This is a genomic window from Caulobacter sp. BK020 (assembly GCF_004342605.1).
Taxonomy (GTDB): domain Bacteria; phylum Pseudomonadota; class Alphaproteobacteria; order Caulobacterales; family Caulobacteraceae; genus Caulobacter.
The window spans coordinates 31496-53960 of the sequence record NZ_SLZL01000010.1; the positions used below are offsets into that span (position 1 = coordinate 31496).

At 69.1% G+C, this 22465-nt stretch carries 27 protein-coding genes and 1 riboswitch; of the genes, 11 read left to right on the forward strand and 16 right to left on the reverse strand.

Annotated features, from left to right (window positions below; all coding sequences use genetic code 11):
* Window positions 1-10: 10 nt before the first annotated feature.
* From EV278_RS24040 to EV278_RS13730, 4 genes are all read right to left on the reverse strand, one after another.
* Entirely contained in the window at window positions 11-313 is a 303-nt protein-coding gene (locus EV278_RS24040) for a hypothetical protein (RefSeq protein ID WP_165916645.1), read from the reverse strand.
* Complete coding sequence (locus EV278_RS13720) at window positions 300-1736, reverse strand: type II and III secretion system protein family protein (RefSeq protein ID WP_165916646.1); 1437 nt, start codon at window positions 1734-1736, stop codon at window positions 300-302. Before EV278_RS13720 ends, EV278_RS24040 begins: the two co-directional genes overlap by 14 nt.
* 74 nt (window positions 1737-1810) lie before the next feature.
* Window positions 1811-2695 carry a Flp pilus assembly protein CpaB gene (gene cpaB, locus EV278_RS13725; protein WP_132092252.1) on the reverse strand — a complete coding sequence of 295 codons (885 nt, stop codon included), beginning with the start codon at window positions 2693-2695 and terminating at the stop codon, window positions 1811-1813.
* Window positions 2696-2802: 107 nt separating this feature from the next.
* Window positions 2803-2985: a Flp family type IVb pilin gene (locus EV278_RS13730; RefSeq protein WP_132092255.1), complete on the reverse strand. Its 183-nt coding sequence runs from the start codon at window positions 2983-2985 to the stop codon at window positions 2803-2805.
* A gap of 412 nt (window positions 2986-3397) precedes the next feature.
* Here EV278_RS13730 and EV278_RS13735 point away from each other — a divergent pair, with 412 nt between their 5' ends.
* Window positions 3398-3991 (forward strand): response regulator, encoded by a 594-nt coding sequence (locus tag EV278_RS13735; RefSeq protein WP_132092258.1) that lies wholly within the window; start codon window positions 3398-3400, stop codon window positions 3989-3991.
* Window positions 3988-4488 (forward strand): hypothetical protein, encoded by a 501-nt coding sequence (locus tag EV278_RS13740; protein WP_132092261.1) that lies wholly within the window; start codon window positions 3988-3990, stop codon window positions 4486-4488. The genes EV278_RS13735 and EV278_RS13740 overlap by 4 nt, the downstream gene beginning before the upstream one ends.
* A 10-nt stretch (window positions 4489-4498) precedes the next feature.
* Here the strand turns inward: EV278_RS13740 and EV278_RS13745 are convergent, their stop codons facing one another.
* Both EV278_RS13745 and EV278_RS13750 read right to left on the reverse strand, forming a co-directional pair.
* Complete coding sequence (locus tag EV278_RS13745) at window positions 4499-5668, reverse strand: acyltransferase (protein ID WP_132092264.1); 1170 nt, start codon at window positions 5666-5668, stop codon at window positions 4499-4501.
* 115 nt (window positions 5669-5783) lie between these two features.
* On the reverse strand, window positions 5784-6125 hold the full coding sequence (locus tag EV278_RS13750; RefSeq protein ID WP_132092267.1) for a gamma-glutamylcyclotransferase: 342 nt from the start codon (window positions 6123-6125) through the stop codon (window positions 5784-5786).
* Between the two features lie 129 nt (window positions 6126-6254).
* On the opposite strand from EV278_RS13750, the gene ygiD reads away from it, so the two are divergent.
* Window positions 6255-7028, forward strand: coding sequence for a 4,5-DOPA dioxygenase extradiol (ygiD, locus tag EV278_RS13755; RefSeq protein WP_132092270.1), 774 nt, complete (start codon window positions 6255-6257; stop codon window positions 7026-7028).
* Window positions 7029-7082: 54 nt separating this feature from the next.
* On the forward strand, window positions 7083-7820 hold the full coding sequence (locus EV278_RS13760; protein ID WP_132092273.1) for a glutathione S-transferase: 738 nt from the start codon (window positions 7083-7085) through the stop codon (window positions 7818-7820).
* A gap of 34 nt (window positions 7821-7854) precedes the next feature.
* On the opposite strand, the gene EV278_RS13765 is transcribed toward EV278_RS13760, so the two are convergent.
* Together EV278_RS13765 and EV278_RS13770 are read right to left on the reverse strand one after the other, a co-directional pair.
* Window positions 7855-8313, reverse strand: a complete 459-nt coding sequence (locus tag EV278_RS13765) for a DUF2147 domain-containing protein (protein WP_132092276.1) — start codon at window positions 8311-8313, stop codon at window positions 7855-7857.
* 63 nt (window positions 8314-8376) lie between these two features.
* Complete coding sequence (locus EV278_RS13770; protein WP_132092279.1) at window positions 8377-9072, reverse strand: DJ-1/PfpI family protein; 696 nt, start codon at window positions 9070-9072, stop codon at window positions 8377-8379.
* A gap of 97 nt (window positions 9073-9169) precedes the next feature.
* On the opposite strand from EV278_RS13770, the gene EV278_RS13775 reads away from it, so the two are divergent.
* Both EV278_RS13775 and EV278_RS13780 read left to right on the forward strand, forming a co-directional pair.
* A complete protein-coding gene (locus EV278_RS13775) occupies window positions 9170-10144 on the forward strand; it encodes a GlxA family transcriptional regulator (protein ID WP_132092282.1) in 975 nt (324 codons plus the stop codon).
* Window positions 10145-10188: 44 nt separating this feature from the next.
* Window positions 10189-10662, forward strand: coding sequence for a DUF6196 family protein (locus tag EV278_RS13780; protein WP_132092754.1), 474 nt, complete (start codon window positions 10189-10191; stop codon window positions 10660-10662).
* A gap of 34 nt (window positions 10663-10696) precedes the next feature.
* Here EV278_RS13780 and EV278_RS13785 read toward each other — a convergent pair whose 3' ends face one another.
* Entirely contained in the window at window positions 10697-11260 is a 564-nt protein-coding gene (locus EV278_RS13785) for a DUF1003 domain-containing protein (RefSeq protein ID WP_132092285.1), read from the reverse strand.
* Window positions 11261-11400: 140 nt separating this feature from the next.
* On the opposite strand from EV278_RS13785, the gene EV278_RS13790 reads away from it, so the two are divergent.
* Together EV278_RS13790 and EV278_RS13795 are read left to right on the forward strand one after the other, a co-directional pair.
* Window positions 11401-11580 (forward strand): YegP family protein, encoded by a 180-nt coding sequence (locus tag EV278_RS13790; protein ID WP_035074511.1) that lies wholly within the window; start codon window positions 11401-11403, stop codon window positions 11578-11580.
* Window positions 11581-11734: 154 nt separating this feature from the next.
* Window positions 11735-12544, forward strand: a complete 810-nt coding sequence (locus EV278_RS13795) for an SDR family oxidoreductase (RefSeq protein WP_132092288.1) — start codon at window positions 11735-11737, stop codon at window positions 12542-12544.
* On the opposite strand, the gene EV278_RS13800 is transcribed toward EV278_RS13795, so the two are convergent.
* Entirely contained in the window at window positions 12501-13637 is a 1137-nt protein-coding gene (locus EV278_RS13800) for a cell wall hydrolase (RefSeq protein WP_132092291.1), read from the reverse strand. The genes EV278_RS13795 and EV278_RS13800 overlap by 44 nt on opposite strands.
* Before the next feature lie 386 nt (window positions 13638-14023).
* On the opposite strand from EV278_RS13800, the gene EV278_RS13805 reads away from it, so the two are divergent.
* Window positions 14024-14203, forward strand: a complete 180-nt coding sequence (locus tag EV278_RS13805) for a hypothetical protein (RefSeq protein WP_132092294.1) — start codon at window positions 14024-14026, stop codon at window positions 14201-14203.
* 9 nt (window positions 14204-14212) lie between these two features.
* Here the strand turns inward: EV278_RS13805 and EV278_RS13810 are convergent, their stop codons facing one another.
* From EV278_RS13810 to EV278_RS13825, 4 genes are all read right to left on the reverse strand, one after another.
* Complete coding sequence (locus EV278_RS13810) at window positions 14213-14440, reverse strand: hypothetical protein (protein ID WP_132092297.1); 228 nt, start codon at window positions 14438-14440, stop codon at window positions 14213-14215.
* Window positions 14441-14937: 497 nt separating this feature from the next.
* Window positions 14938-15951 carry a hypothetical protein gene (locus EV278_RS13815; protein WP_243692198.1) on the reverse strand — a complete coding sequence of 338 codons (1014 nt, stop codon included), beginning with the start codon at window positions 15949-15951 and terminating at the stop codon, window positions 14938-14940.
* Window positions 15948-16280: a helix-turn-helix transcriptional regulator gene (locus EV278_RS13820; protein ID WP_132092300.1), complete on the reverse strand. Its 333-nt coding sequence runs from the start codon at window positions 16278-16280 to the stop codon at window positions 15948-15950. The genes EV278_RS13815 and EV278_RS13820 overlap by 4 nt, the downstream gene beginning before the upstream one ends.
* Window positions 16281-16465: 185 nt before the next feature.
* Window positions 16466-18082, reverse strand: coding sequence for an ATP-binding protein (locus EV278_RS13825; protein ID WP_132092303.1), 1617 nt, complete (start codon window positions 18080-18082; stop codon window positions 16466-16468).
* Window positions 18083-18258: 176 nt separating this feature from the next.
* A riboswitch (cobalamin riboswitch) is annotated at window positions 18259-18489 on the forward strand.
* A 116-nt stretch (window positions 18490-18605) separates the two neighbouring features.
* Between EV278_RS13825 and metE the strand changes: the two genes are divergently transcribed.
* Together metE and EV278_RS13835 are read left to right on the forward strand one after the other, a co-directional pair.
* Complete coding sequence (gene metE / locus EV278_RS13830) at window positions 18606-20954, forward strand: 5-methyltetrahydropteroyltriglutamate--homocysteine S-methyltransferase (RefSeq protein ID WP_132092306.1); 2349 nt, start codon at window positions 18606-18608, stop codon at window positions 20952-20954.
* A 96-nt stretch (window positions 20955-21050) separates the two neighbouring features.
* On the forward strand, window positions 21051-21449 hold the full coding sequence (locus tag EV278_RS13835; protein WP_132092309.1) for a DUF1801 domain-containing protein: 399 nt from the start codon (window positions 21051-21053) through the stop codon (window positions 21447-21449).
* 1 nt (window position 21450) lies between these two features.
* Here EV278_RS13835 and EV278_RS13840 read toward each other — a convergent pair whose 3' ends face one another.
* Window positions 21451-21864 (reverse strand): GFA family protein, encoded by a 414-nt coding sequence (locus EV278_RS13840; protein ID WP_132092312.1) that lies wholly within the window; start codon window positions 21862-21864, stop codon window positions 21451-21453.
* A 105-nt stretch (window positions 21865-21969) separates the two neighbouring features.
* The gene (locus EV278_RS13845) at window positions 21970-22401 is read right to left on the reverse strand and encodes an Lrp/AsnC family transcriptional regulator (RefSeq protein ID WP_132092315.1); all 432 of its coding nucleotides are present in this window, start codon (window positions 22399-22401) and stop codon (window positions 21970-21972) included.
* Window positions 22402-22465: the final 64 nt, after the last annotated feature.

The window sequence follows — 22465 nt, forward strand, 5'->3', positions numbered from 1 at the left end:
GAGAGACATGTCAGTTGGCGGGGCCCGGGCCCTTCGCCCCTCCCTTGGAGTCGATGCTGGACGTCGCGGCCTGGGCCGGCTGGATGACCTGGTTCTTGCCGTAGCGGCTGGCGGCCAGGGCGGCGCGGACGCCGTCGCCCCCCGGTTGCCGGACCCGCTCGTAGCGGGCCTCGGGATCGGCGATCTGGGCGGCCAGGTCGGCCCGTACGGTGTTTCCGAAGCCGGGCGACAGGTCGCGGCGCGCATCCACGCAGCCGGACAGGGCGGCGGCGACGGCCAGGGCCGCCAGCGGGATCATTCTAGTGCAGGACATGGCCATAGGGTCCATCGACCCCTCCCTTGCCGGCGGCGCCGGTCAGCAGCACGCGATCCTCGGGCGACAGGGCGCCTTGGTTCGCCTGGCCGCGGCCCAGCAGGAAAAGTTCGGTGTCGGACGGCGGCGTGAAGGCGTCCGCCGGGGTCGCCGTCCGCCCGCGGGTGGGCTTGACCAGGTGCGGGGTGACGACGATCACCAGTTCGGTCTGGTTGCGCTGGTAGCCGGTCGAGCGGAACAGCGCGCCCAGCACCGGCAGGTCGCCCAGCATCGGGAACTGGCGAACCTGGTTCTGATAGTCGTCGCGGATCAGGCCGGCGATCGTGAACGACTCCGCGTCGCGCAGCTCGACCGTGGTCTTGGCGCGGCGGACCTTGATGCCCGGGATGCGCAGGCCGTTGCTGACGAACGAGCTGTTGGGGTCGATGCTCGAAACCTCGGGATTGACCACCAGGTTGATCATGCCGTCCTGCAGCACTGTCGGGGTGAAGGCCAGGCCGATGCCGAACTGCTTGAACTCGACAGTGATGGTCGTCAGGCCGCCGCTCTGGTTCTGGGCCACCGGCACCGGGAACTCGCCGCCGGCCAGGAAGCTGGCCGTGTCGCCCGACATCGCCGTCAGGTTCGGCTCGGCCAGAGTCTTGACCACGCCCTTGGTCTCCAGGGCGTCGAACAGCACGTTCAGGTCCACGTCGCCGGCGCGCAGAGGGAACTTCAGCAGGCCGAAGCTGTCGAGCACGCTGCTGACCACGCCGGTGTCGCCGGTGCCGATCTCGAAATTGTGGTAGCCAGGCGCGGTCGGGTCGGCGGTGGCGACGTTCAGGCGCAAGGCCTTGGCGGTGGACCGCTCCATCTCGACGATGCGTACCGACAGGGTGACCTGCTGGGTGCCCTGCACCGACATCATGTTGACCACCTGGCCGGGCGCGAAGCTTTCGGCCAGGGCCGCGGCGCGGCCGGCGGCGGCCCCGCTGCTGATGGGGCCCGACAGCACGACCGACTGGTTGCTGGCGCCGACCACCAGGCCGTCCTCGTCGGGCATGGTGTCGTGCAGCCTCTGGCGCAGGCTGTCGACGTCGGCCGAGATCACCACATTGGCGGCGGCCACCAGCTGGCGACCCGGGCCGTAGGCGGTGAGCGTGGCCGAGCCCAGCTTCTTGCCCACCACATAGACCGAGGTCCGGGTCAGGGGCAGGACGTCGGCGGTCTCCGGATTGGAGATCATCAGGTCCACATAGGGGGCGGGCAGCTCCAGCACCTGGGCCTTGCCGACCGGCACCGTGACCTCGACCTTGCGCAGGGCCGACGCCGACAGGGCGGCGGGCTGGGCCTGGGCCGAAGGCGGGATCGCCACGGTGGCGGCGACGGCGAGCAGGGCGACGGCGGCGGCGACCCCGCGCAGCAGCACGATCTTGCGGTTCATGAACGAAGGTCCGATGGGGCGCGGCATGGGCCGGCGCGGACGGAAGGGGAAGGGCGCGAGCGGGACCAGGGCGGTCATGACCCCACCTCGTAGCCGGTGGTGACGACCCCGCGGGTGACCCGCACCTCGGTGGTGCGCGGCGCGGCGGACGCCGCGGCGCGAACGACGGGAGCCCGGACCCGGACGCTGGCCCGGACGGGCGCGGCCGGCGCCGCGGCGCGCGGCGCGCCGCCTCGCGACAGGTCGGCCAGGGTGGTCACCTGGCGGGCCAGCGGCGCCTGGTCGGAGATCTGCCGCAGGACCAGGGAGACCGCTCCGACCGCCTGGGCCAGGGTGATCGCCTGGGCCTGGTCGGGGGTGACCTCCACCGTGATCGCCTTGACCACCACCGGCTTGTCGGCCGCCTGGTTGTCGGACTGGTCGACGCCGACGACGCGGACGTTCTCGGCCAGCACCTGGGTCAGGCTGGTGTCGGGCTGGTTGTTGTCCCGGCTGCGGGTCAGCAGCACGTCGACCCGGTCGCCCGGCAGCACGAAGCCGCCAACGCCGGCCACGTCGTTGGCGCGCAGCGACACCGCTCGCATGCCTTCGGTCAGGGATCCGGACAGGTTGGCCCGTCCGCCCGGACCCGAGATCCGGTCAGGCAGGATCGGTTCGTTGGCGGCGATGTCCTTGAGCACGATGCGCGCGCCGCCCTGGGCGGCCGCGGCGGCGGCGACGGTGGTGAACGCGCCCGGCGGCACGGAGTCGGCCGGGTAGCGGACCACCTTCAGGACAGCGGGTTGGAGCTTGAAGCCGCGGGTCAGCGGCTGGGCGGCGACCACGACCGGCGCCGAGGCGCTTTCGCGCACGGCGGGGCCGGCTTCGCGGCCCGCGCTCATATAGACCCGCGCGGCCAGCACCGCGCCCAGGCCGAGCGCCACGGCGCCCGCCAGGGAAATGACGGTTCTCGTCTGCATGGGGGCAACCCCTCCCCAGAACGGCGGCGGGCTCTTGCTCGGCCCGTCGTCCGGAACCGGCGGCGCGGCGGTTGAGGGCCGCGCCGCCGAAGATCAGCGGCTGGCGGTCAGCAGTTGGCGGCCGACGGATTGGCCACGCAGGTGGCCGCGTCGGTGATCGCCACGCCGATGTTGGTGCCCAGCAGGACAGCGGCCACCGCGATGGCGCTGCCGATGATCGCCAGGATCAAGGCGTACTCGGCCGCGGCCGCGCCTTCTTCTTCGCGAATGAAGTCACGCAGAATATTCATTTGACCTATCTCTCCTCCAGATCTACCCCGCGCCGCCCTTGTCGACCGAGATTGAAAGAAAGGGGGAACCCCCTTCGGAGATATTTAAATTCTTAAAGGATCATTAAGTAAATACATCGCGATTAGTAACTAATATTGCTTATGAATTTTTGGGGCTGATATACATTTTGCACTACAAAATTCCTTAACGTTATTTCAAAATCCCGCACACAATGAACTTATCAACCGCTTGGGCCTCAAAAACCACTCTGAATGGATGATATTCATGAGCATTCCAGGGTTGAGTTTAGATTCCGAAGCCTGAATCCCATCGCCTGCGACACTCCGCCCCGGTCGCGCGGCAGAGCTTTCTTAACCGTGTCCAGGGATAGGTAATGGTCCCATCGAGGGACGGTCGGAGCGTGTCGGGGCCTTGCAACCAAGCCAGCACATCAATCTCGAGAAGGCTCGGGCGCTGATCGTCGACGACAACCAGCAGTCGCTCGACCTGCTGGTCGGCGTGCTGACCAGTTTCGGCCTGCGCAACGTCATCCGCAAGGAATCCGGCCGGGAGGCCCGAGACGAGCTGGAGTTCCGCCCGGTCGACCTGATCCTGACCAACGCCCAGCTGCCCGAGATCGACGGCTACGACCTGATCCGCTGGCTGCGCCGCCAGGCCGACGAGGCCAGCCGCATGACCCCCGCCATCATCGTGTCCGCCCACACCCGTCGCAGCCAGGTCGAGAAGGCCCGCGATTGCGGCGCCAATTTCATCATCACCAAGCCGATCTCGCCGGCCGTGATGCTGGAACGCATCCTCTGGGTGGCTCGGAACGACCGGCTGTTCATCGAGACCGAAAGCTATGTCGGACCGGATCGGCGCTGGCGCAACGCCGGTCCGCCGATCGAATTCCCCGATGGCCGCCGCCGGGACGACCAGTCCATCGAGCTGAGCGACGGAGAGGGCCTGAACATGAGCCAGGACGAGCTCGACATGCTGATCAAGCCGCTGAGGTCGATCGCATGACCGACGCCCCCGCCGCCAGCCAGGTCCGCAAGATCCGCATGCGGCCGCGCCTCGCCCAGCTGATGGCCGAGAAGAGCGGCGGCATGTATGTCGCCGAAGCTCTCAAGCGCGCCGACGCGACGCTGGAGACCCTGCGCGAACCGTCCCTGACCGGCATCGACGAGCTGATCGTGGCGCTGGACGCCCTGCTGGTCGCCGAGGTCGGGGCGGAGCCCGCGGCGCGGATCGAGGGCCTGTATCAGCTGGCGGCCAATATCATCGGCCTGTGCGGCGCCGAGCGCAACGTGGCCGTCCAGGTCGCCGCTCGGTCGCTGTGCGAGCTGCTCGACGAGGCCGATGGCCTGGCCCCGTCGACCCTGGCCGGGATCAAGGTGCACGTCGCCTCGATCAAGCTGCTGCACCGCGCCCCCGACAACCCCGCCCTTCAGGGCCCCATCCTGCAGGGCCTGGCCAGCGTGCTGGAAAAGCGCCGCGCCGAGAACAAGGGGCAGGGCTGAGGGGCCGCGCCTACCGCTTTCCCCGTAACCATGGGGCCAGACGGTCCTGCAGCGGCTGGTCGACATAGGTGTGGAACAGGTAGGCCGCGCCGATGGCGATCGGGAACGAGGCCAGCCACATCAGCCATTGCCAGCCGATGCCGATCGGCACGGTCTCGATCAGCTTGTGCACCGCGCTCCAATAGATCACCCCCACGAAGATGTGGGTGATGAACAGGGCGAACGACAGCTTGGCCCCCTCCTCGATCCAGGCCCGGGGATGACGGACCGGCAGCCGGCCCGCGCCCAGCACGATGGCGGCGATGGCCGCCAGGCACGGCAGGTCGAAGATCAGCTCGTCAGGCAGGGCGTAGCGGTCCAGCGGCTGCATGGCCAGCAGCACGACGCAGCCGGCGACCAGCAGGGCCCTGGCGGCCTTTTCCGACGGCCAGTCCATCTCGACCGCGCGCGCCAGGCAGACGCCCAGGATGAACAGCGGCAGGGCTCGCACGACACCGAAGCGGAACTGCAGGTCCGACAGGGCGTGGTCGAACACCGTCCGCGCCACCACCTCGCAGACGGCGAAGGCCAGGGCGCCGATCAGCGGCAGGACCCACGGGCGCCGCACCTTGTCGACCGCCCGCCACAGCCAGGGGAACACCGCGTAGCAGACGATCAGGGCCGACAACGACCAGCTGGGCAGGTTCCAGCCGTCGCTGTTGAAACCCCAGGCGTGGACCAGCAGGGCCTGGACCGGCAGCTGGTCCCAGGCGAAGCGCGACGGCTTGTGGGCGTCGGTGCCCAGGGCGTTCAGCACCAGCACCAGCACGGCCATCATGGCCAGCACGATCAGGTGCCCCGGCCAGACCCGGCCCACCCGGCGCACCCAGAAGCGGCCGTGGCTGATCCGTCCGGTCAGGGTCGAGGCCCCATAGGCCCGGCCCAGTACATAGCCCGACAGCATCAGGAAGAAGTCGGTGGCCAGGAAGCCGCGCGAGAACACCTGGCCGAAGCGCTCGATGCGCATCGGGCCCTCGGCCCCGAAATGGTAGACGACGATCAGCAACGAGGCGAGCAGCCGCAGGAGGTCCAGCGCGCCGCCCCGGGTGGCCGCGCGGCGGGGCGGATCGACGAGCGCGGCGGCGACCGGCGTGGCCTCGCCGGCTCGCGGCGACAGGGGAGGAAGGGCGGAAGCGTTCACGATGCTTCCGCCTTAACAAAGCCCGGCCCGAGGGGAAAGCACGCGGCGCGAGCATCGGCGCAGCCAGATGACGTGAGCGTCGGACTGTCGCCCGAGGGCGACAGGCCAAGTCAGCTCAGGCTTCCGCCAGAACATAGATATACGCCTCGACCTCGCCGTCGGCTGTCAGGACCGGGGCGACCACGCGTCGGTATCCGTCGCCTTCGAACGCATCCAGGCGCGCCCAATGTTCAGGCAGGTCGTCGGAGCGGAACAGTTGGACGCCCAATTCCGCGCCCTCGGGATCCAGGACCAGGCCGGGATAGCCCAGCGAGGCGCCCCAGCCCGCTTCAAGCAGCCTGCCGCGCACCCGTCCTTGGCTCCATTCGCCGCTCAGGGCGGCGAGCTGATGGTGGTTGGGCCTGCCCGGCGCCAGGGTGCCGTAGGTGGCCAGGCGTGTCTCTGCGGCGCTCGGCATTCCGTCCTCCAATTCTTCGAGCCGAGAGCTATCCGATCATCCGCCCCCGGGCCAGCCACGCGGCCGATATTGCACGGCCGCGCCGGCGTCCTATCTGTAACCATATCAGTATCTAATGGATCCTTCGCCATGACCGCCCGCCTGCCCGTCCTGTTCCTCGGCCACGGCTCGCCGATGAACGCCATCGAGGACAACGCCTGGAGCCGCGCCTGGGCGGCGCTCGGGGCCGAGCTGCCGCGACCGAAAGCCGTGCTGATGATCAGCGCCCACTGGGAGACGCGCGGCGCCAGCGCGGTCAGCGCGGCCGAACGTCCCGAGACCATCCACGACTTCGGCGGCTTTCCCCAGGCGCTGTTCGACGTGCGCTACGACGCGCCCGGCGATCCGGCCCTGGCCGAACGGGTGGCGCAGCTGCTGTCGCCCGATCCGGTGGTCCTGCACCCGACCCGGGGCCTGGACCACGGCGCCTGGGGCGTGCTGAAGCCGATGTATCCTGACGCCGACGTGCCGGTGGTGCAGCTCTCCCTGGACCGCGGCCGCCCCGATCGCTGGCACTACGAGGCCGGCCGCCGCCTGGCGGCCCTGCGCGACGAGGGCGTGCTGATCGTCAGCAGCGGCGACATCGTCCACAACCTGCGCGCCGTGAACTTCCGCACCGGCGGGGTTCCCGACTGGGCGCCGCGCTTCAACGAGACGGCCAAGGCCCTGATCGCGGCCGGCGACCATGACCCGCTGGTCGATTGGCGCACCCTGGGCCCCGACGCCGAGGCGGCGATCAACAGCGCCGAGCACTACCTGCCGCTGCTCTACGTGCTGGGCGCCCAGACGCCCGGCGAGCCGGTGTCGTTCTTCACCGACGCGGTCTTCGCGGCGGTGTCGATGACGAGCGTGCGGGTGGGGTAAGACACTCCCCATCGCGTCAGGCATCCTTTCCCCGCCCCGCCCATTCTCCCTCGCATGACCTACCAACTGCATTACTGGCCCACGATCCAGGGCCGCGGCGAGTTCGTGCGACTGGCGCTGGAAGAGGCCGGCGCGGCCTATGTCGACGTGGCGCGCGGCGACGAGGCGGACGGCGGCGGCGAGCAGGCCCTGATGGCCGACATGCCCGAGCATGACCGCCCGCCGTTCGCCCCACCCTATCTGGTCGACGGCGACCTGGTGATCGGCCAGACGGCCAACATCCTGCTGCACCTGGGCCTGCGCCACGCCCTCGCGCCGCGCGACGAGGGCGGACGGCTGTGGGTCAACCAGCTGCAGCTGACGATCGCCGACCTGGTGGCCGAGACCCACGACGTCCACCATCCGGTGGGCATGGGCCTCTATTACGAAGACCAGAAGCAGGAAGCCGCGCGACGGGCCGAGGAATTCCGCACCCGGCGGATGAAGAAGTATCTGGGCTGGTTCGAGACCGTGCTGGCCCGGGCGCAACCAAAGGCCGGGAACGGGGGCGGATGGCTGACGGGCGAGACCCTGACCTATGCCGACCTGTCGCTGTTTCAGGTGGTCGAAGGCCTACGCTACGCCTTTCCCCGGGCGATGGCGCGGCTGGAGCCCGGGCTCGGCCGGGTGATCGCCGTTCGCGACGCGGTGGCGCAGCGGCCGAACATCGCCGCCTATCTGGCGTCGGATCGGCGGATCCCTTTCAGCACGGAAGGAATCTTCCGCCACTATCCAGAGCTGGACCCGGAATAGCGAGCCGACCGCCAACGGTCGGATTGAAGAAATCTCAGCTCGACGGCGTCGTCCGCGCCGCCACGTCCACCCGCCGCCAGGTCTGCGACTTGCAGAGGAACCCGCCGATCAGGCAGCCCTTGGCCTTCATGGTGGTGGCGTCGGGGAAGTCGGCGGTGCCGTTGAAGTTCATGTTGAGGTCGGGCACGAACACCTTGCCCTTCCAGCTGCCGTTCTTCTGCAGCTGGAAATCGCGCAGCAGCTGCAGGCCCACCAGCTCGGGCGTGCCGCCCTTCCTGGCGTCGGCCTTGGCGTCGTCATTGGCCCAGACCACGACGCCGCAGGCGCGCCCGCCGCCGCACGGCTTGATCTCGACATGGACGCTGTTCTTGGGATTGCGCCAGACGCCGTAGGTGAACGGCACGTCCTGGGCCGAGGCCGGCGAAACGGCCGCCAAACCGGCCGCCAGGCCAGCGGCGGCGGTCAGCCCGACGAGAAACGACTTGATCCGCATTCACGATCTCTCCGCTTGAGAGCGTTGTGAGGCAGGTTCGTGTCCGGATCAAGTCGAAGGGCCTTATTGAACCGCCAGCGCGGCGCCCGCCTTGCGCGCCGCCTCCCGGCGCTCTTGCATGCCGCGACCATAGACCGCCTGGATACGCTCCAGCACGGCCGGCGGAGCGGTCTCCGGACGGCCGGCGTGGAACGGCGGGTCGGGGGCGTATTCCACCGCCAACTGGATGGCCTGGGCGGTCTCCGCGCCGGCGATCTCGGCCACGACGGTCAGGGCGAAGTCGATGCCGGCCGTCACGCCGCCGCCGGTGAAGACCTTGCCGTCGCGCACCACCCGGGCCGGATCGGGCGTCGCGCCGAACAGGGCCAGCTGGTCGCGCCAGGCCCAGTGGCAGGCCGCGCGCTTGCCCTGCAGCAACCCGGCCGCGCCCAGCAGCAACGAGCCGGTGCAAACCGAGGTGACGTAGCGCGCGCCAGCCGCAAGCCGTCGCAGCTCGCTTAGATAGGCGTGGTCGGCCATCGCCTGGGTCACGCCGAAGCCGCCCGGCACGCACAGCAGGTCGCAGCGTTCGATCTCGGCCAGCCGCGCCACCCGGGCGAACACCAGGCCCTCGGCCTCGATCTCGCCGCCCGCCTCGCTGGCGATCACCACCTGGGCGCCGGGCAGGCGGCTGAGGATCTGGTGCGGGCCGGTGAAGTCCAGATGGGTGACATCGGGAAACAGGGCGAAGACGATGTGGAACGGCGGTGGTTTCGCCATGGGGAACCCTCCTGTTGACGCCGCAGCATGGCCCGCCTAGCCTTCGGCATAAATGACATAGTTCCCTCGAAATCCGCCAAATCCGAAGGACGACGCCATGGCTCGGGACATCGGCTTCCTGATCTTCCCGGACTTCCAGTTGCTGGACGCGGCGGGGCCGATCGCGGCGTTCGAGATCGCCGACCGGTTCACGCCCGGCGCCTACCGCCTGCATGTCCTGGCCCGCGAGCCCGGCAGAGTGGCCAGCTCGTCCGGGGCGGCGATGTATGCGGCGGCGTTCGAGGACGCGCCGCCGCTGGACACCTTGATCGTCTCGGGCGGCGAGGGCACGCGGTCGCCGGCGATCTGCGAGGCGACCCTGGCCTTCGCCCGCGCCACCTTCCGCACCGCCCGCCGCACCGCCAGCGTCTGTTCGGGAACCTATGTTCTGGCCGCCGCCGGTCTGTTGGACGGCCGCCGGGCGACGACCCACTGGCGACGATCCAAGGACTTCCAGCGTCGCTACCCGGCCGTGCGGCTGGAGCCCGACCGGATCTTCGTCCAGGACGGGTCGCTATGGAGCTCGGCCGGCATCACCGCCGGCATCGACATGGCCCTGGCGATGATCGGCGCGGACCTCGGCGAGGACATCGCCCGCGGCGTCGCCCAGCAGCTGGTGGTCTATCATCGCCGACCCGGCGGCCAGTCGCAGTTCTCGGCCCTGCTGGAGATGCAGGGCGGGCGGTTCGACGACCTGCTGGCCTGGGCGCGCGAGAACCTGGCCCTGCCGCTGACCGTCGACCAGCTTGCCCAGCAGGCGGCGATGAGCCCGCGCAACTTCGCCCGGCTGTTCGCGATGGAAACAGGGTCCACCCCGGCCAAGGCGGTCGAGCGCCTGCGCGTCGAAGCCGCCCGCGCCCTGCTCGACAGCCAGCCCCTGCAGGTCGAGGACGTGGCCCTGGAGACCGGCTTCGGCGACCCGGAACGCATGCGCCGCGCCTTCCTGCGGACGTTCGGCCAGCCGCCCCAGGCGTTGCGGCGGGCGGCGCGGTCGGTACGCTCCGCGCTCGAGACGAGCCCCGGCCCGTCCTGACGACCAGGCTAGGTCAGGCTATCTTGAAGTCACCGGAGCCGATGATGGTCAGCGTCTCGCACGAAACCCACCAACAAACCGAACGCCGCCTGCTCGCCGTGACCTCCCGGGCGCGGCTGCAGACCTATGAGGGCGGTTACGCCTTCCTGGAGTTTCCGTTGGCCGAATTTCCAAAGGCGGTCCGCGCCGACGCCCTGGCCCTGGTTCGCGACGACATGGTCTGGAGCCAGCTCGTGCCCTGCGACGACCCGGCCGAAGAGCGCTTTGGCCTGTTCCGCTTCCATTTTCCGGCTGGCGCGGACAACAGCGGCTTTGTCGGCTGGCTGGCCAGCCGGCTGAAGCAGCGGTTCGGGACCGGCCTGTTCGTCACCTGCGGGCAGAACCGGAAGGATGGCGGCATCTTCGACTATTGGGGCGTGCCCATCGCTCTAGCGGCGGAGGTCATCGCCGAGGTCGAACGACTTGTCGCAGGGAGCCCAGATGGCCTGGGCCCGGTCCGCGACCGTTCCCCCGCCTAGAGCAAATCGCGCGATTTAGGAATCGCGCGATGCTCTAGCCCCGCTCCGCCGCCATCCGCGCCACCTGGGCCTTGAGGATCTCCAGCGTTTCGGTGTTGCAGCGCAGGATCTCGACCATCTCCTGCTCGCGCAGGGCGTCCAGCTTGTCGTGCAGGCGCATGATCTCCAGCTCGGCGCGCAGGTTGACGACATAGTCGTGCTCGGCGTTCAGCCGATCCTTCGTGGCCTGGCGGTTCTGGCTCATCATGATCACCGGCGCCTGCAGCGCGGCGACGGTCGACAGGATCAGGTTGAGGAAGATGAACGGATAGGGATCGAACGCCAGGTCCAGCGGCTTCAAGCCTACATTCAGCGCAATCCACAGCGCCAGGCACAGGGAAAAGCCGCCGATGAACGCCCAGGAGCCGCCGATCGCCGCCACGCTGTCGGCCAGACGATCCCAATAGGTGCGATCATCGGCGACCAGCGCCTTGTTCAGGCCCGTGGGCGCTTCGTCCGCGATTAGGTCGATGACGCTCTTCTTCACGTCCGTTAGCTGGGCGTAGGGCGTGGCCAGCAGGTCGCGCGACAGCTGGTCGAGGCGTTGGTCGGGGGTCATGGGCGGCTCGTCCGTGAAGGTTTGTAAAAGATGTGTCTTCCAGACGCATTGTGAAGTCTTGCGCGATTGACGCTCAGCTTCGCCGAGGCGAGGCTGCCACGTCGGCTCGTCGACATAGCAAGAGTCTCAAGGGAGCGACCATGGCTCACAAGTTCCAGATCAAGAAGAACAAGGCCGGCGAGTTCGTCGCCTATTTCGTCTACAACAGCGAAACCATCTTCTGGACCGAAGGCTACGCCTCGAAGGCCTCGGCCAAGAACGCCATCGAATCGATCAAGAAGAACGGCCCGGACGCCGAGATCGACGACCAGACGGACTGAGTTCCAGCGCGTGAAGCCCCTTCAGTCACCACGGCAGATCCCACTCAGGGAGGTGGTCCGGAGGGCTGGAGGTGGCTTCGCGCCCCCAAACGCTTGACCCCGCCGCCGTCCCCGGCGTCTGATCAGTGATAACAAACAAGACGGGAGGGACGCGATGAGCCCGGCAGGGGGCCGCAAGGCCGTCTTCATCACGGGAGCCGCCAGCGGCATCGGCCTGGCCAGCGCCAAGCGCTTCGCCGCCGAGGGCTGGTTCGTCGGCCTGTCCGACATCGACACGGCGGGTTTGAAGGCCGCTCTCGCCGCGATCGGCCCTGATCACGGCGCGACCTTCACCCTGGACGTCCGCGACCGAGACGCCTGGACCGCCGCCCTGGCCGGTTTCGCCCGGCTGACCGACGGCCGCCTGAACGTGCTGATCAACAACGCCGGGGTGGCTAGGTTCGGGCCGTTCGACAGCCATGACGACGCCGAGATCGACCTGCAGCTGGACATCAACCTCAAGGGCGTGATCAGCGGAGCCCGGGCCGCCCTGCCCTGGCTGAAGGCGACGCCGGGCTCGCGGCTGATCAACGTCTCGTCCTGCGCCGGCCTCTACGGCGCGCCTGGCCTGGCGGTCTATTCGGCCACCAAGTTCGCGGTGCGAGGCCTTTCGGAAGCCCTGGACGTCGAGTGGAAGCCGCACGGCGTCAGCGTCGCCTGCGTGATGCCGTGGTTCGTCGAGACGCCGATCCTCAACGCCGGGGCGCCGGGCGGCAACCAGACAATGGCCGACACCCTGCGAAGCGACGGCCTGCCGGTCTATCCCGTGGAAGACGCCGCCGAGGTGGTCTGGCGCGCCGTCCACGGCAAGGACCTGCACTATTTCGTCGGCAAGCGGGCCCGGCAGCTGCGCTTCGCCAGCAGCCACATGCCCGGCGTGGTCAGGAAGCAGCTCCACTCGCGACCGCCCCTGCAGCGGCCTTGACCGCGTCGCCCGACGGGGACGAGGTCTTGGTCGGGTGCATGGCGGGCGCGGAGGCCGGCTCGGAGACCGGGCCCAGCGGGCCGCCCATGCCGCCGGCGACGGTGGCGGGCTTGTCGGGCGAGATCACCACGGCGCTGGCCAGCTGGATCGGGGCAGGCTTGCCGTCGGCGGTTCCCCCGCCCGCCTGGGCCGGCGGCGTCAGGCTGGCCAGGGTGATGACCGGCAGCTCGTCGGCCGTCGACGGGCGCGGCGTGCGGCTGAAGGCGTCCGGCGCTCCCGAGCGACCGCCGAAGCGGTAGAACACGTGCATGCCCACCTGGGCGACGCGTAGCAGGCGCGGACCCCAGCCCGGCGCGACGCCGGTGGTGTGGAAATGGGTGGCGGCCCCGACCTCGGTCATCACCGCGCCGGACAGCGCTCGGGCGGCGACCTTCTGGGCCCTGCTCCAGGCGCCGCGTTCACGCGGCGAGCGCATCGAACCGTCGCAGGCGAAGCTGAACTGGCAACCGCGCGTCGAAGCGCCCTGGAACACCACGCCGCAGATCGATTTCGGGAACGAAGGGTGGCGTACGCGGTTTAGAACCACTTGAGCCACGGCCGCCTGGCCGCTCGGGGTCTCGCCACGGGCCTCGTAATAGACCGCCTCGGAAAGGCACTCGAGTTCACGCGAGCTTTCCAGGGCGTTGGTCAGGCGGAACGGGGCGACGGCCGGATTGAACGGGCCGCCAAAGCTGGCGCGCAGCAGCAGCGGCTGGCGCTGGATGTCGGACTGCTGGCGCTGTTCGAGACGCTCGACCAGCAGGGCCGACTGCCGGTCGCGCTGGGCGCCGCCGGCGACGGTGTAGGGATCGTGACGACGGGCGATAGCCAAGGCTCCGGCGTCCATCCGCGACGCGGCCTGATACAGCGCCGCGTCGGAGAAGTTCCCCTCGGCGCCGTCGGCCAGGCGAGAAACGCGAGCGTGCTGACTGGCGGCCTGGGCCATGCCCCCCGCAAGGTAGACGCCGCCGAGGGCCAGACCCGTGGCCGACCCAACCAATACGGCGCCGATCAGCGCGCGCGCGTCTGCGCACGTCTGCGACTTGATATTCAAAACTCGTGTCCTGCGCGGCGAGGGCGGTCCGCCCCCCGACAAAAACGCCCCCAAGCGACCCGGAAAAACACTGTCGGGCAGCCCTGAAAGCGGAGGCTCGGCCGGTTCACGATCGTGGCCGAAGTCCTGCTTATGACCGCCTTATGACGCATCCGGCCACGAGTCGCAAGCGCACGCGGCGCCGCAGCCTGAATTTTGGCCGCCCGCGCGACAGATGGATTGGTTAATTGTTTGATTCTAACGAAAAAACACGACAGTCCCGAAAATCGGGTCTGCGACGAATATTCACCGCCCGGGATAGACTTCCGCCGCGTCGCTCTCAACGGAACCCCAGGCTCGCGCCGCCGTTACTCTACCGTATAGGTGTAATTGTCCCGGAGGACGTGATGACTGCTCTGCGCTGGGTTCCGCTAGGGGTTGCGACGGCGTTAAGCCTGTCGGCCTGCGGACACAACATGGAGCAGCGCGCGGCCAGCGGCGCCCTGGCCGGAGCCGTGGTCGCCGGCCCCGTGGGCGCGGTGGTCGGCGCCAGCGCGGGGGCGGTGGTCAACACGGTGAAGAAGTAGGAACAGGCCTCAGAACCGTTTCACGCAGGTAATCCCCGCGCGCACGTTTTCGTCGTCGCCCCGGGCGTCGACCTCGCCGGTTAGCCGGGCGCGACAGCCTTTCTCAGGACGGCGCGACAGGTAGGGCGTGGGGTCCTTGGCGTAGCGACCGGACGGATCCAGGTTCAGCCGCGGGGCGGCCGGCGCGACCCCTGCCCAGCGTTCGGCCTCGCAGCGGTCGCGCTCCTGTCTTGTCAACGACGGTCGATCACAACCGGTGAGCCCGCGAAGGGCTCCCCTCGCCGCAAGGTTTGGCGCATGGGGCGGCGCCCCCTCCGGGACGAGGCCGGTCGACGGCGAAGGTGCGGCTCCGAGATCGGACGGCGAGGCTGATCGCGGCGGCAACGGGAGCGAGGCTTCCGGCCGGATAGGGCCGCCGCGGCGAGCGTGACGGACCGTTTGGCGATCCGCCGGGTCCGGCGGTGAAACCAGGGTGACTTGGATAAGCGGAGCCTGGCCATGGACCGACCTGTCCATCGCGACCTGGCGCGCGAGCAAGGCTAACAGGGCGGCGTGGAGGACGGCGGACGCGATCAGCGCATGCGTCCGCACAGTTCCTCTTGAGCCTGCCCCGCCCCGTCGCGCCATTGCCTCATGCCCCCACCCGAGGCAGGCACTCCGCTTGACGTTGCGGGCCGAACTAAGACCCGTTCATGGCGCAACCGCAGCGACCCGGGTCGCGGCGCGGGTATCGCCTAGCCGGCGACCAAAGCCGGCCGCTCGACACCCCTGAACAGCCGCCAGACAGCGACCGCGATCTTGCTCAGAAACACCACCGCCATGACGCCGACAGTAAGATGGAAACTCAGGTCCAGCGAGGCCTGGAGGCCGGCGATGTCGGCCGCCTTGCTCCCCGCCGCGCCCGAAGGCGCCACCGTGAACAGTCGCCCGGCCGTCCATAGGGCGGCGATCAGCGCCAGGCCACCAAGATCGGCGAGGATGTCCAGGCAGGCCCGGACCCGGATCGCGTCGGGACGGGCCAGCGTCACCAGGGACGCCATCGCCTGCAGCACGGCCAGGGCCAGGATCGGCAGATGAAGCGTCGTCCAGATCGGCGCCGCGGCCAGGAAGACGCCTTGCTGGCCCACGATTAGCGCCCAGGGCGCCGCCACCAGGCCCGTCCACCAGCAGATGAACAACAGCAGAATGCCCAGCTCGAACGCGGCCTCGAAGCGGGTCTTGGTCTTGCGGGCCGGACGACCGAGGTTCGGCAGGTCGGCGACCTTCCAGTCCAGCAGGTCGCCCACCGGGATCCAGCCTCGCTCGATCCCCGCGGCCACCATCGTCGCGGCGCCGATCAGGGTCATGGCCGTGGTCAGGAAGCCGGACAGGAAATGCGCCAGCCCTCTCGCCGCGTCCTCTCCGCCCAGAAGGATCGAGATGACCAGGGGGATGGCCGTCACGGCCGCCGCCAGGATCAGCAGTCCCTTCACCGCGAATATGTAGAACGGATAGAGCTCGGGCCCGATCAGCGTCCGCGACGCGCCATAGCGGCCGGCCACGGCGATCGGATGGCCGAAGGCCCTCAGGACGGCTTCGCGTTCGCTGGCCTCCAGGGGCCGGCCCCGTTCGGCCTCCTTCTCCTCCAGCCGGTTCAGCAGGATGTCGCGCAGCTCGGCGACGATGTCCTCGCGCTGGGCCCTGGGCAGCAGGGCCGCGACGGCGGCCAGGTAGCGATCGAGCAGGTCCATGGTCGTGGCCTTCCTCATCGGATGAGATTTTGCAGGGTGTCGTTCATCGCCCGCCACTCGTCGGACAGGCGCACCAGCACGGCCTCGCCTTCGGCCGACAGCCGGTAGAAGCGCTTCTTGCGCTTGTCTTCCTCGCGCCACTCGCTGGTCAGCAGCCCCTGGCTCTCCAGGCGACGCAGCATCGGGTAGAGGGCGCCTTCGTCGATCTCCAGCCCCACCTCGGCCAAGGCCTGGCGCAGGCTGTAGCCGTAGCGTTCGACCTTCAGCTGGGCCAGCACGGCCAGGATCAGCGTCCCACGCCGCAGCTCCTGCCGCAGGGTCTCGAAAATGTCGGCGTCCGTCGGCATGGCGTGCGTCACATGGTGTGTACCATACACTGTGTGACACACAGGTAGTACGCGAGTCAAGATCGCGAACCGCGTTCCATGGAGCGTGATCCGCCGCAGAAAGCGCCGCGTTCACCTCGACCCTGGAAATCGCCGCACGCTCGCCTCCGGGCGCGGCGGCGGTGACAATGAACCCCGGAAGCTTCCTATCTCGAGCGCCGCAGTCGCGGCGTCGCCGGCCTCGTCGCCTCGACCTCGGCCTCGGGAACCGGGACCGTGATCTCGACCGTGAAGCGGCTGCCCTGGCCCAAGGTGCTCTCGACTTGGATCTCGCCCTGCATCAGGGCGACGATCTGCTGGCTGATGCTCAGGCCCAGCCCCGTGCCCTCATTGCGGCCCGTCGGGTCGCCCGCCTGCTCGAAGGGGCGGAAGATGCTGTCCAGCTGGTCCGGCGCGATCCCAACGCCGGTGTCCTCGATGGCGAAACGCAGGCGCGCCGCCTCTCCTGGAGGCCCGGCGAGGCTGACCCGCAGGCTGACCCGACCGCTGGCGGTGAACTTGATCGCATTGCCAAGCAGATTGATCAGGATCTGCCGAACCCGCTTTTCATCCGCCTCGATCCGCCGCGGCACGCCCGGGTCCAGATCGACGGCGAGGTCCAGGCCCTTGTCACGCGCCGGCAGCCGAAACATCTCGCCCACGCCCGCCACGCAGCCGTGCAGGTCGAAGGACGCGGCCAACAGCTCGAACTTGCCGGCCTCGATCTTGGCCACGTCCAGGATGTCGCTGATCACCGCCAGCAGGTGCTCGCCGCTGGCCTGGACAGTCTTGACCGCCGCGCGCTGCCTGGCGTCCAGCGCGGTGCGCTCCAGCCAGTAGGCGTAGCCGATGATGGCGTTGAGCGGCGTGCGCAGCTCGTGGCTCATATTGCCCAGGAACCGCGACTTGGCGCTGCTGGCGGCTTCGGCGGCGGCGTGGGCCTGGGCCAGCAGCCGCGCCTCTTCGGCCTGGCGGAGCCGCCGCGCCTCGTAGTCGCCGCGCACGCGCAGGAAGCGCCAGACCAGGAAGCCGGCCGACAGCACCAGCCAGACGCCGAGGATCACCAGGTAGAATTGCTCGGTCGACAGGTACGCCCCGTTGAACGTCAGGTCGTCGACCGAAACGGTCATCCGGCCAGTCTTCCCGCCGCTGGAGGCGATGGCGATCGAGTGGACGGCCTTGAGGTTCGACGCGGTCTTGTCCGCCGAAAGGCCATGGTCGGCCGCCCACCACTCCTCGACCGCCAGCTGATCCAGGGGCACGCTGACCTCGTTGCGTCCCTGGACGACCGGGATGTCCACGGCCAGGGGCGTCAGTTCGCCCTTCATCTTGTCGCGCGCGATCGGCCCTGGCGACGCCTTGACGGCCAATCTCAGGCGGTCGCTCCGCCCCTGGTACGAGAAGCGCAGGGTGACGGTCTGGAACCGCGAGAGGTCCATGCCCTCGGCGTCCGCCCCGAGATCCAGTTTCAGGCCGTAGCCGCAATAGGGGTAGGTCGCGCCCTCTCGGATATCGCACGACCAGGACAGCAGCCTGCGCGGATCGACCGAGACGACCGAGCGCCCGCCGGCCTCGGTGTCGGAAAAGCTGTAGGCCGCGAACCGCCCCGATTGCGACGACAGGACCAAGGTCTGGCTGGTGATGGCGCTCTTGCCCAGCACCGCGGCGAACGACACCGCCACCAGCAGGAAGATCGCCGCCTCAAGCCGCAGATTGGCCTGGCTCAGCCACGACCTGCCGCCCCCCCGCTTGGCGGCGCCGAGATCCGTTGGTTTCCGCAACACGCCCTCTCCCTTCCCCCTACGCACGCGAGGAAGCCCGCCCGAAGCGAAGCCTTAGTCGAAGCATCGTTTCCCCGAGGTTTAAGGACGGCCGGATGCGACATTTTGCGCGCGGAGCTCACCCCGCAGAATGATATAAAGATATCCTTATATCCTCTTGACGACGGACCGAAACGCGCGCTTTCTGCTGGGGTCGTGGTCTGCGGGCGTTCGCGCGCTCGGAGCTAAGAGGGAAGTCGGTGAGGGCCTCAGAACCCAAATCCGGCGCTGCCCCCGCAACTGTGAGCGGCGAGCCGCTGTCCGATACGTGTCACTGACGCGCCGAAGCTGGATCGGTGGCGTGTCGGGAAGGCCAGGACAGGGGCGCTGACCCGTGAGCCAGGAGACCTGCCCCGACAGATAACGTCCTCCGGCGGGGTGTCCGGTCTGGTCGCATGCAAGGCGTGACCGGACCTCCATGGCCCGTGCGCGTGGCCGCGCGCGTCCCGATCAGCCTCCGCCATCACACCGGCAGAGGCTTTTGAACATGACCGTCACCGTCGCCACCCTGGGCTTTCCCCGCATCGGCCCGCGCCGCGAACTGAAGTTCGCGCTGGAGGACCATTGGGCGGGCAAGTCCGACGCCCAGGCCCTGCTGGCCAAGGCCGCGACCCTGCGCGCCCAGGCCTGGGCCCGGCAGGCCGCGCTGGGCGTGAATCACGTGCCCAGCAACGACTTCTCGCTGTACGACCACGTGCTGGACACCAGCGTGATGGTCGGCGCCATCCCGGCCATCTACGGCTGGACGGGCGGCCCGATCGACACCGCCGCCTATTTCGCCATGGCGCGTGGAACGCAGGGCGCTTCCACCGACGAGGCCTGCGCCCACGGCTGCACCCCTGATCACCGCCATGACCACGGTCTGCCGGCCCAGGAGATGACCAAGTGGTTTGACACCAACTATCATTACCTGGCGCCGGAGGTGTCGCGCGATCAGGTCTTCGCCCTGTCCTCGACCAAGCCGGTCGACGAGTTCCTGGAGGCCAGGGCCCTGGGCGTCCATACCCGTCCGGTGCTGCTGGGCCCGGTCACCTTCCTGAAGTTGGCCAAGACCAAGGACGAGGGCTTCTCGCCGCTGTCGCTGCTGTCGGCCCTGGTCCCGGTCTATGCCGAGGTCCTGGCCCGGCTGCAGCGGGCCGGCGCCGACTGGGTGCAGATGGACGAGCCCTGCCTGGCGCTGGACCTGACCGATTTCGAACGCGGCGAGCTGCGGCGCGCCTATGGCGCCCTGACCCATGCCGCCCCCGGCCTGCGCCTGATGCTGACCAGCTATTTCGGGGCCTATGGCGACAACCTGGCTACGGCGGTGAACCTGCCGGTCGACGGCGTCCACGTCGACCTGGCCCGCGCGCCCGAGGAACTGGACGCCGTCCTGGCCCTGGCCCGCGAAAGCCTGGTGCTGTCGCTGGGCGTGGTCGACGGCCGCAATGTCTGGCGGGCCGACCTGCCCGCCCTGCTCGACCGCCTGGATCCGATCGTCTCCCGGCGGGGCGGCGACCGGGTGATCCTGGCGCCGTCCTGCTCGCTGCTGCACGCGCCGATCGACCTGGACCTGGAGACGGCGCTCGATCCGGAAATCCGCCAGTGGCTGGCCTTCGGCGTCCAGAAGATCGAGGAGCTGGTGGTCCTGGCCACGGCGCTGAACGAAGGCCGGGCCGCGGTCGCCCACCAGCTGGCCGCGAGCGCGGCGGCGGCGCGGGCGCGGCGCGCCTCGCCTCGTATCCACGACCCGGCGGCGGCCCAGCGCCTGGCGGCCGTGACCTCGGCGATGGCGCAGCGCCGCTCGCCGTTCGGCCGTCGTCAGGCGGTGCAGATCCCGCGCCTGGACCTGCCGGCCTTCCCGACCACCACGATCGGCTCATTCCCCCAGACCGAGGCGGTTCGCCAGGCGCGCTCCGCTCACGGCAGGGGCCAGCTGAGCGAGGCCGACTACGCCGCGTTCCTGCGCGCGGAGACGGCCCGTGCGGTGGCGTGGCAGGAGGAGATCGGCCTGGACGTGCTGGTGCACGGCGAGTTCGAGCGCAACGACATGGTCCAGTACTTCGGCGAACAACTGGCGGGCTTCGCCTTCACCCGGCACGGCTGGGTGCAGTCGTACGGCTCGCGCTGCGTGCGGCCGCCGATCCTGTTCGGCGACGTCTCGCGCCCGGCCCCGATGACCGTCGACTGGTGGGCCTACGCCCAGTCCCTGACCGATCGACCGATGAAGGGCATGTTGACCGGGCCGGTGACCCTCCTGAACTGGTCGTTCGTTCGCGACGACATCCCCCGGTCCCTGGCCTGCCGCCAGATCGCCCTGGCGGTTCGCGACGAAGTGGTCGACCTGGAAGCGGCCGGCGCCAAGGTGATCCAGATCGACGAGGCGGCCCTGCGCGAGGGCCTGCCCCTGCGCCGGGGCGACTGGGCGGCCTATCTGGACTGGGCGGTCGAGTGTTTCCGCCTGGCGGCTTGCGGCGTGGCCGACCACACCCAGATTCACACCCACATGTGCTATTCGGAATTCAACGACATCATCGCCGCCATCGGGGCGATGGACGCCGACGTCATCTCCATCGAGACCGCCCGCTCGAAGATGGAGCTGCTGGACGCCTTCGAGGCCTATGCCTATCCGGCGCAGATCGGTCCCGGCGTCTACGACATCCACTCGCCGCGCGTGCCGGCGGTCGAGGAGATGACCGGCCTGCTGAAGGCCGCCCAGGCGCGGTTGTCGGCCGGGCAGCTGTGGGTCAATCCCGACTGCGGCCTGAAGACCCGCAAATGGCCCGAGACGAAAGCCGCCCTGGCCAACATGGTCGAGGCCGCCCGGATCGTCCGCCAGGCCGTCGGCATGGCCTGACGACGGGGGTCTCCGCTCGTCGGGCCACGACGGCTTGGCGAGCGGAACCGCCGCCGGATTTTCGACAAGCCCGCGCCACGCTGGCATTCTGGCCGGATGACGGACCTCTTCCGACTTGCCGGCGCCGTGCGGAGAGACCCCGAGGTCGACGCCTGGTTCAGCGCACCCGAGCACGACCTGCGGCGCCTGGCCCAGCCGTGGTTCGACAGCCTGCGCGCCTGCGGGCCCGACGTTCGCGAACTGCTGCACGACGGACATCCCACCGCGTGCGTGGGCGACGCGGCGTTCGCCTATGTCGATGCGTTCAGCGCCCATGTGAATCTCGGCTTCTTCCACGGCGCGGCGCTGGACGACCCCGCCGGCTTGCTGGAAGGCGCGGGCAAGCGCATGCGGCACGTGAAGATCCGCTGGGGGCTGCCGGTCGACGCCGACGCGCTGAACGCCCTGATCGCCGCGGCCTACCAGGACGTTCGTGCGCGGCTGCGGTCCGATTAGATCAGTTCGGCATGCCGTCGAACTGCGGCAGGTCCAGCGGCGCGTTCCAATGCAGCCGGCGGGTGGTGAACATCTCCAGCTTGGGCGCGATCAGGTCCGGCCGATCCAGGCTGCCCAGCTGGACGAAGACCGCGCCGGGAAAGCCGTCGAGATTGCTGGTGAAGACCCGCGACCCGCAGTCCGGACAGAAGTTCCGGTCCAGCCCATTGCCGGAATTGGCCACGTAGTGGAACGCCTTGGGCTGGCCGCTGAGCAGGTCGAAATCGTCGGCCGGCACCGCGAAGAAGGTCGCCATCTCGCCGCCCGAGGCCCGCTTGCAATCGTTGCAATGACAGTTGGCGACGAACGTCGGGTCGGTGTCGAACGCGAACTTCACAGCGCCGCACGCGCATTGGGCCGTATATTTCTTGGGCATAGTCTTCTCCATTCGATCTGACGAGGAAGGCGAGAAGTCACGCAAAAGAGGGAACGACGTCCCGGCGGCGATCTTCCATCAGCGCCGTCGTCGCGCAAGCGGGCGTCAGCGGTCGAACTTGGTCGACAGGATGATCGACGACGTGGTGCGCTCGACGCCGGCCACGTGGCCGATCCGGTCCAGCACCTGGTCCATCTCGGCGACCGTGGCGGTGGCGGCGATGGCGATCATGTCGTAGTCGCCGCTGACCGAGTGCAGCAGCCGCACCTGGGGGATGGCGCGCAGGGCCGCCTCGACGGCGCGAGCCTCCTTGGGGCCGATCTTGATCATAACGTGCACCCGCACCGCCCCGTGGGCATGGTCGGGGGCGAGGCGGGCGGTGTAGCCGGTGATCACCCCGTCGCGCTCCAACCGCTCGATCCGACTCTGTACGGTGGTGCGCGAGCGGCCGACCCTCCGGGCGAGGTCGGCGGTCGAGGCCCGGCCGTTCTCCCGCAGGGCGGCGATCAGCTTCTCGTCGATGGCGTCTATCGTCATAATGCAGGCCTATTTCGGCATTTCGCCGAAATCCTGCCGTCAAACCGACGATCCGGCCACTAGG

Excerpts from the sequence above, each read along its gene's own strand:
- EV278_RS24040 (WP_165916645.1), bottom strand. The coding sequence starts at position 313 with ATGTCCTGCACTAGAATGATCCCGCTGGCGGCCCTGGCCGTCGCCGCC.
- EV278_RS13720 (WP_165916646.1), bottom strand. The coding sequence starts at position 1,736 with ATGAACCGCAAGATCGTGCTGCTGCGCGGGGTCGCCGCCGCCGTCGCC.
- cpaB (WP_132092252.1), bottom strand. The coding sequence starts at position 2,695 with ATGCAGACGAGAACCGTCATTTCCCTGGCGGGCGCCGTGGCGCTCGGC.
- EV278_RS13730 (WP_132092255.1), bottom strand. The coding sequence starts at position 2,985 with ATGAATATTCTGCGTGACTTCATTCGCGAAGAAGAAGGCGCGGCCGCG.
- EV278_RS13740 (WP_132092261.1), top strand. The coding sequence starts at position 3,988 with ATGACCGACGCCCCCGCCGCCAGCCAGGTCCGCAAGATCCGCATGCGG.
- EV278_RS13750 (WP_132092267.1), bottom strand. The coding sequence starts at position 6,125 with ATGCCGAGCGCCGCAGAGACACGCCTGGCCACCTACGGCACCCTGGCG.
- ygiD (WP_132092270.1), top strand. The coding sequence starts at position 6,255 with ATGACCGCCCGCCTGCCCGTCCTGTTCCTCGGCCACGGCTCGCCGATG.
- EV278_RS13760 (WP_132092273.1), top strand. The coding sequence starts at position 7,083 with ATGACCTACCAACTGCATTACTGGCCCACGATCCAGGGCCGCGGCGAG.
- EV278_RS13765 (WP_132092276.1), bottom strand. The coding sequence starts at position 8,313 with ATGCGGATCAAGTCGTTTCTCGTCGGGCTGACCGCCGCCGCTGGCCTG.
- EV278_RS13770 (WP_132092279.1), bottom strand. The coding sequence starts at position 9,072 with ATGGCGAAACCACCGCCGTTCCACATCGTCTTCGCCCTGTTTCCCGAT.
- EV278_RS13775 (WP_132092282.1), top strand. The coding sequence starts at position 9,170 with ATGGCTCGGGACATCGGCTTCCTGATCTTCCCGGACTTCCAGTTGCTG.
- EV278_RS13780 (WP_132092754.1), top strand. The coding sequence starts at position 10,189 with ATGGTCAGCGTCTCGCACGAAACCCACCAACAAACCGAACGCCGCCTG.
- EV278_RS13785 (WP_132092285.1), bottom strand. The coding sequence starts at position 11,260 with ATGACCCCCGACCAACGCCTCGACCAGCTGTCGCGCGACCTGCTGGCC.
- EV278_RS13790 (WP_035074511.1), top strand. The coding sequence starts at position 11,401 with ATGGCTCACAAGTTCCAGATCAAGAAGAACAAGGCCGGCGAGTTCGTC.
- EV278_RS13795 (WP_132092288.1), top strand. The coding sequence starts at position 11,735 with ATGAGCCCGGCAGGGGGCCGCAAGGCCGTCTTCATCACGGGAGCCGCC.
- EV278_RS13805 (WP_132092294.1), top strand. The coding sequence starts at position 14,024 with ATGACTGCTCTGCGCTGGGTTCCGCTAGGGGTTGCGACGGCGTTAAGC.
- EV278_RS13815 (WP_243692198.1), bottom strand. The coding sequence starts at position 15,951 with ATGAGGAAGGCCACGACCATGGACCTGCTCGATCGCTACCTGGCCGCC.
- EV278_RS13820 (WP_132092300.1), bottom strand. The coding sequence starts at position 16,280 with ATGCCGACGGACGCCGACATTTTCGAGACCCTGCGGCAGGAGCTGCGG.
- metE (WP_132092306.1), top strand. The coding sequence starts at position 18,606 with ATGACCGTCACCGTCGCCACCCTGGGCTTTCCCCGCATCGGCCCGCGC.
- EV278_RS13835 (WP_132092309.1), top strand. The coding sequence starts at position 21,051 with ATGACGGACCTCTTCCGACTTGCCGGCGCCGTGCGGAGAGACCCCGAG.
- EV278_RS13840 (WP_132092312.1), bottom strand. The coding sequence starts at position 21,864 with ATGCCCAAGAAATATACGGCCCAATGCGCGTGCGGCGCTGTGAAGTTC.
- EV278_RS13845 (WP_132092315.1), bottom strand. The coding sequence starts at position 22,401 with ATGACGATAGACGCCATCGACGAGAAGCTGATCGCCGCCCTGCGGGAG.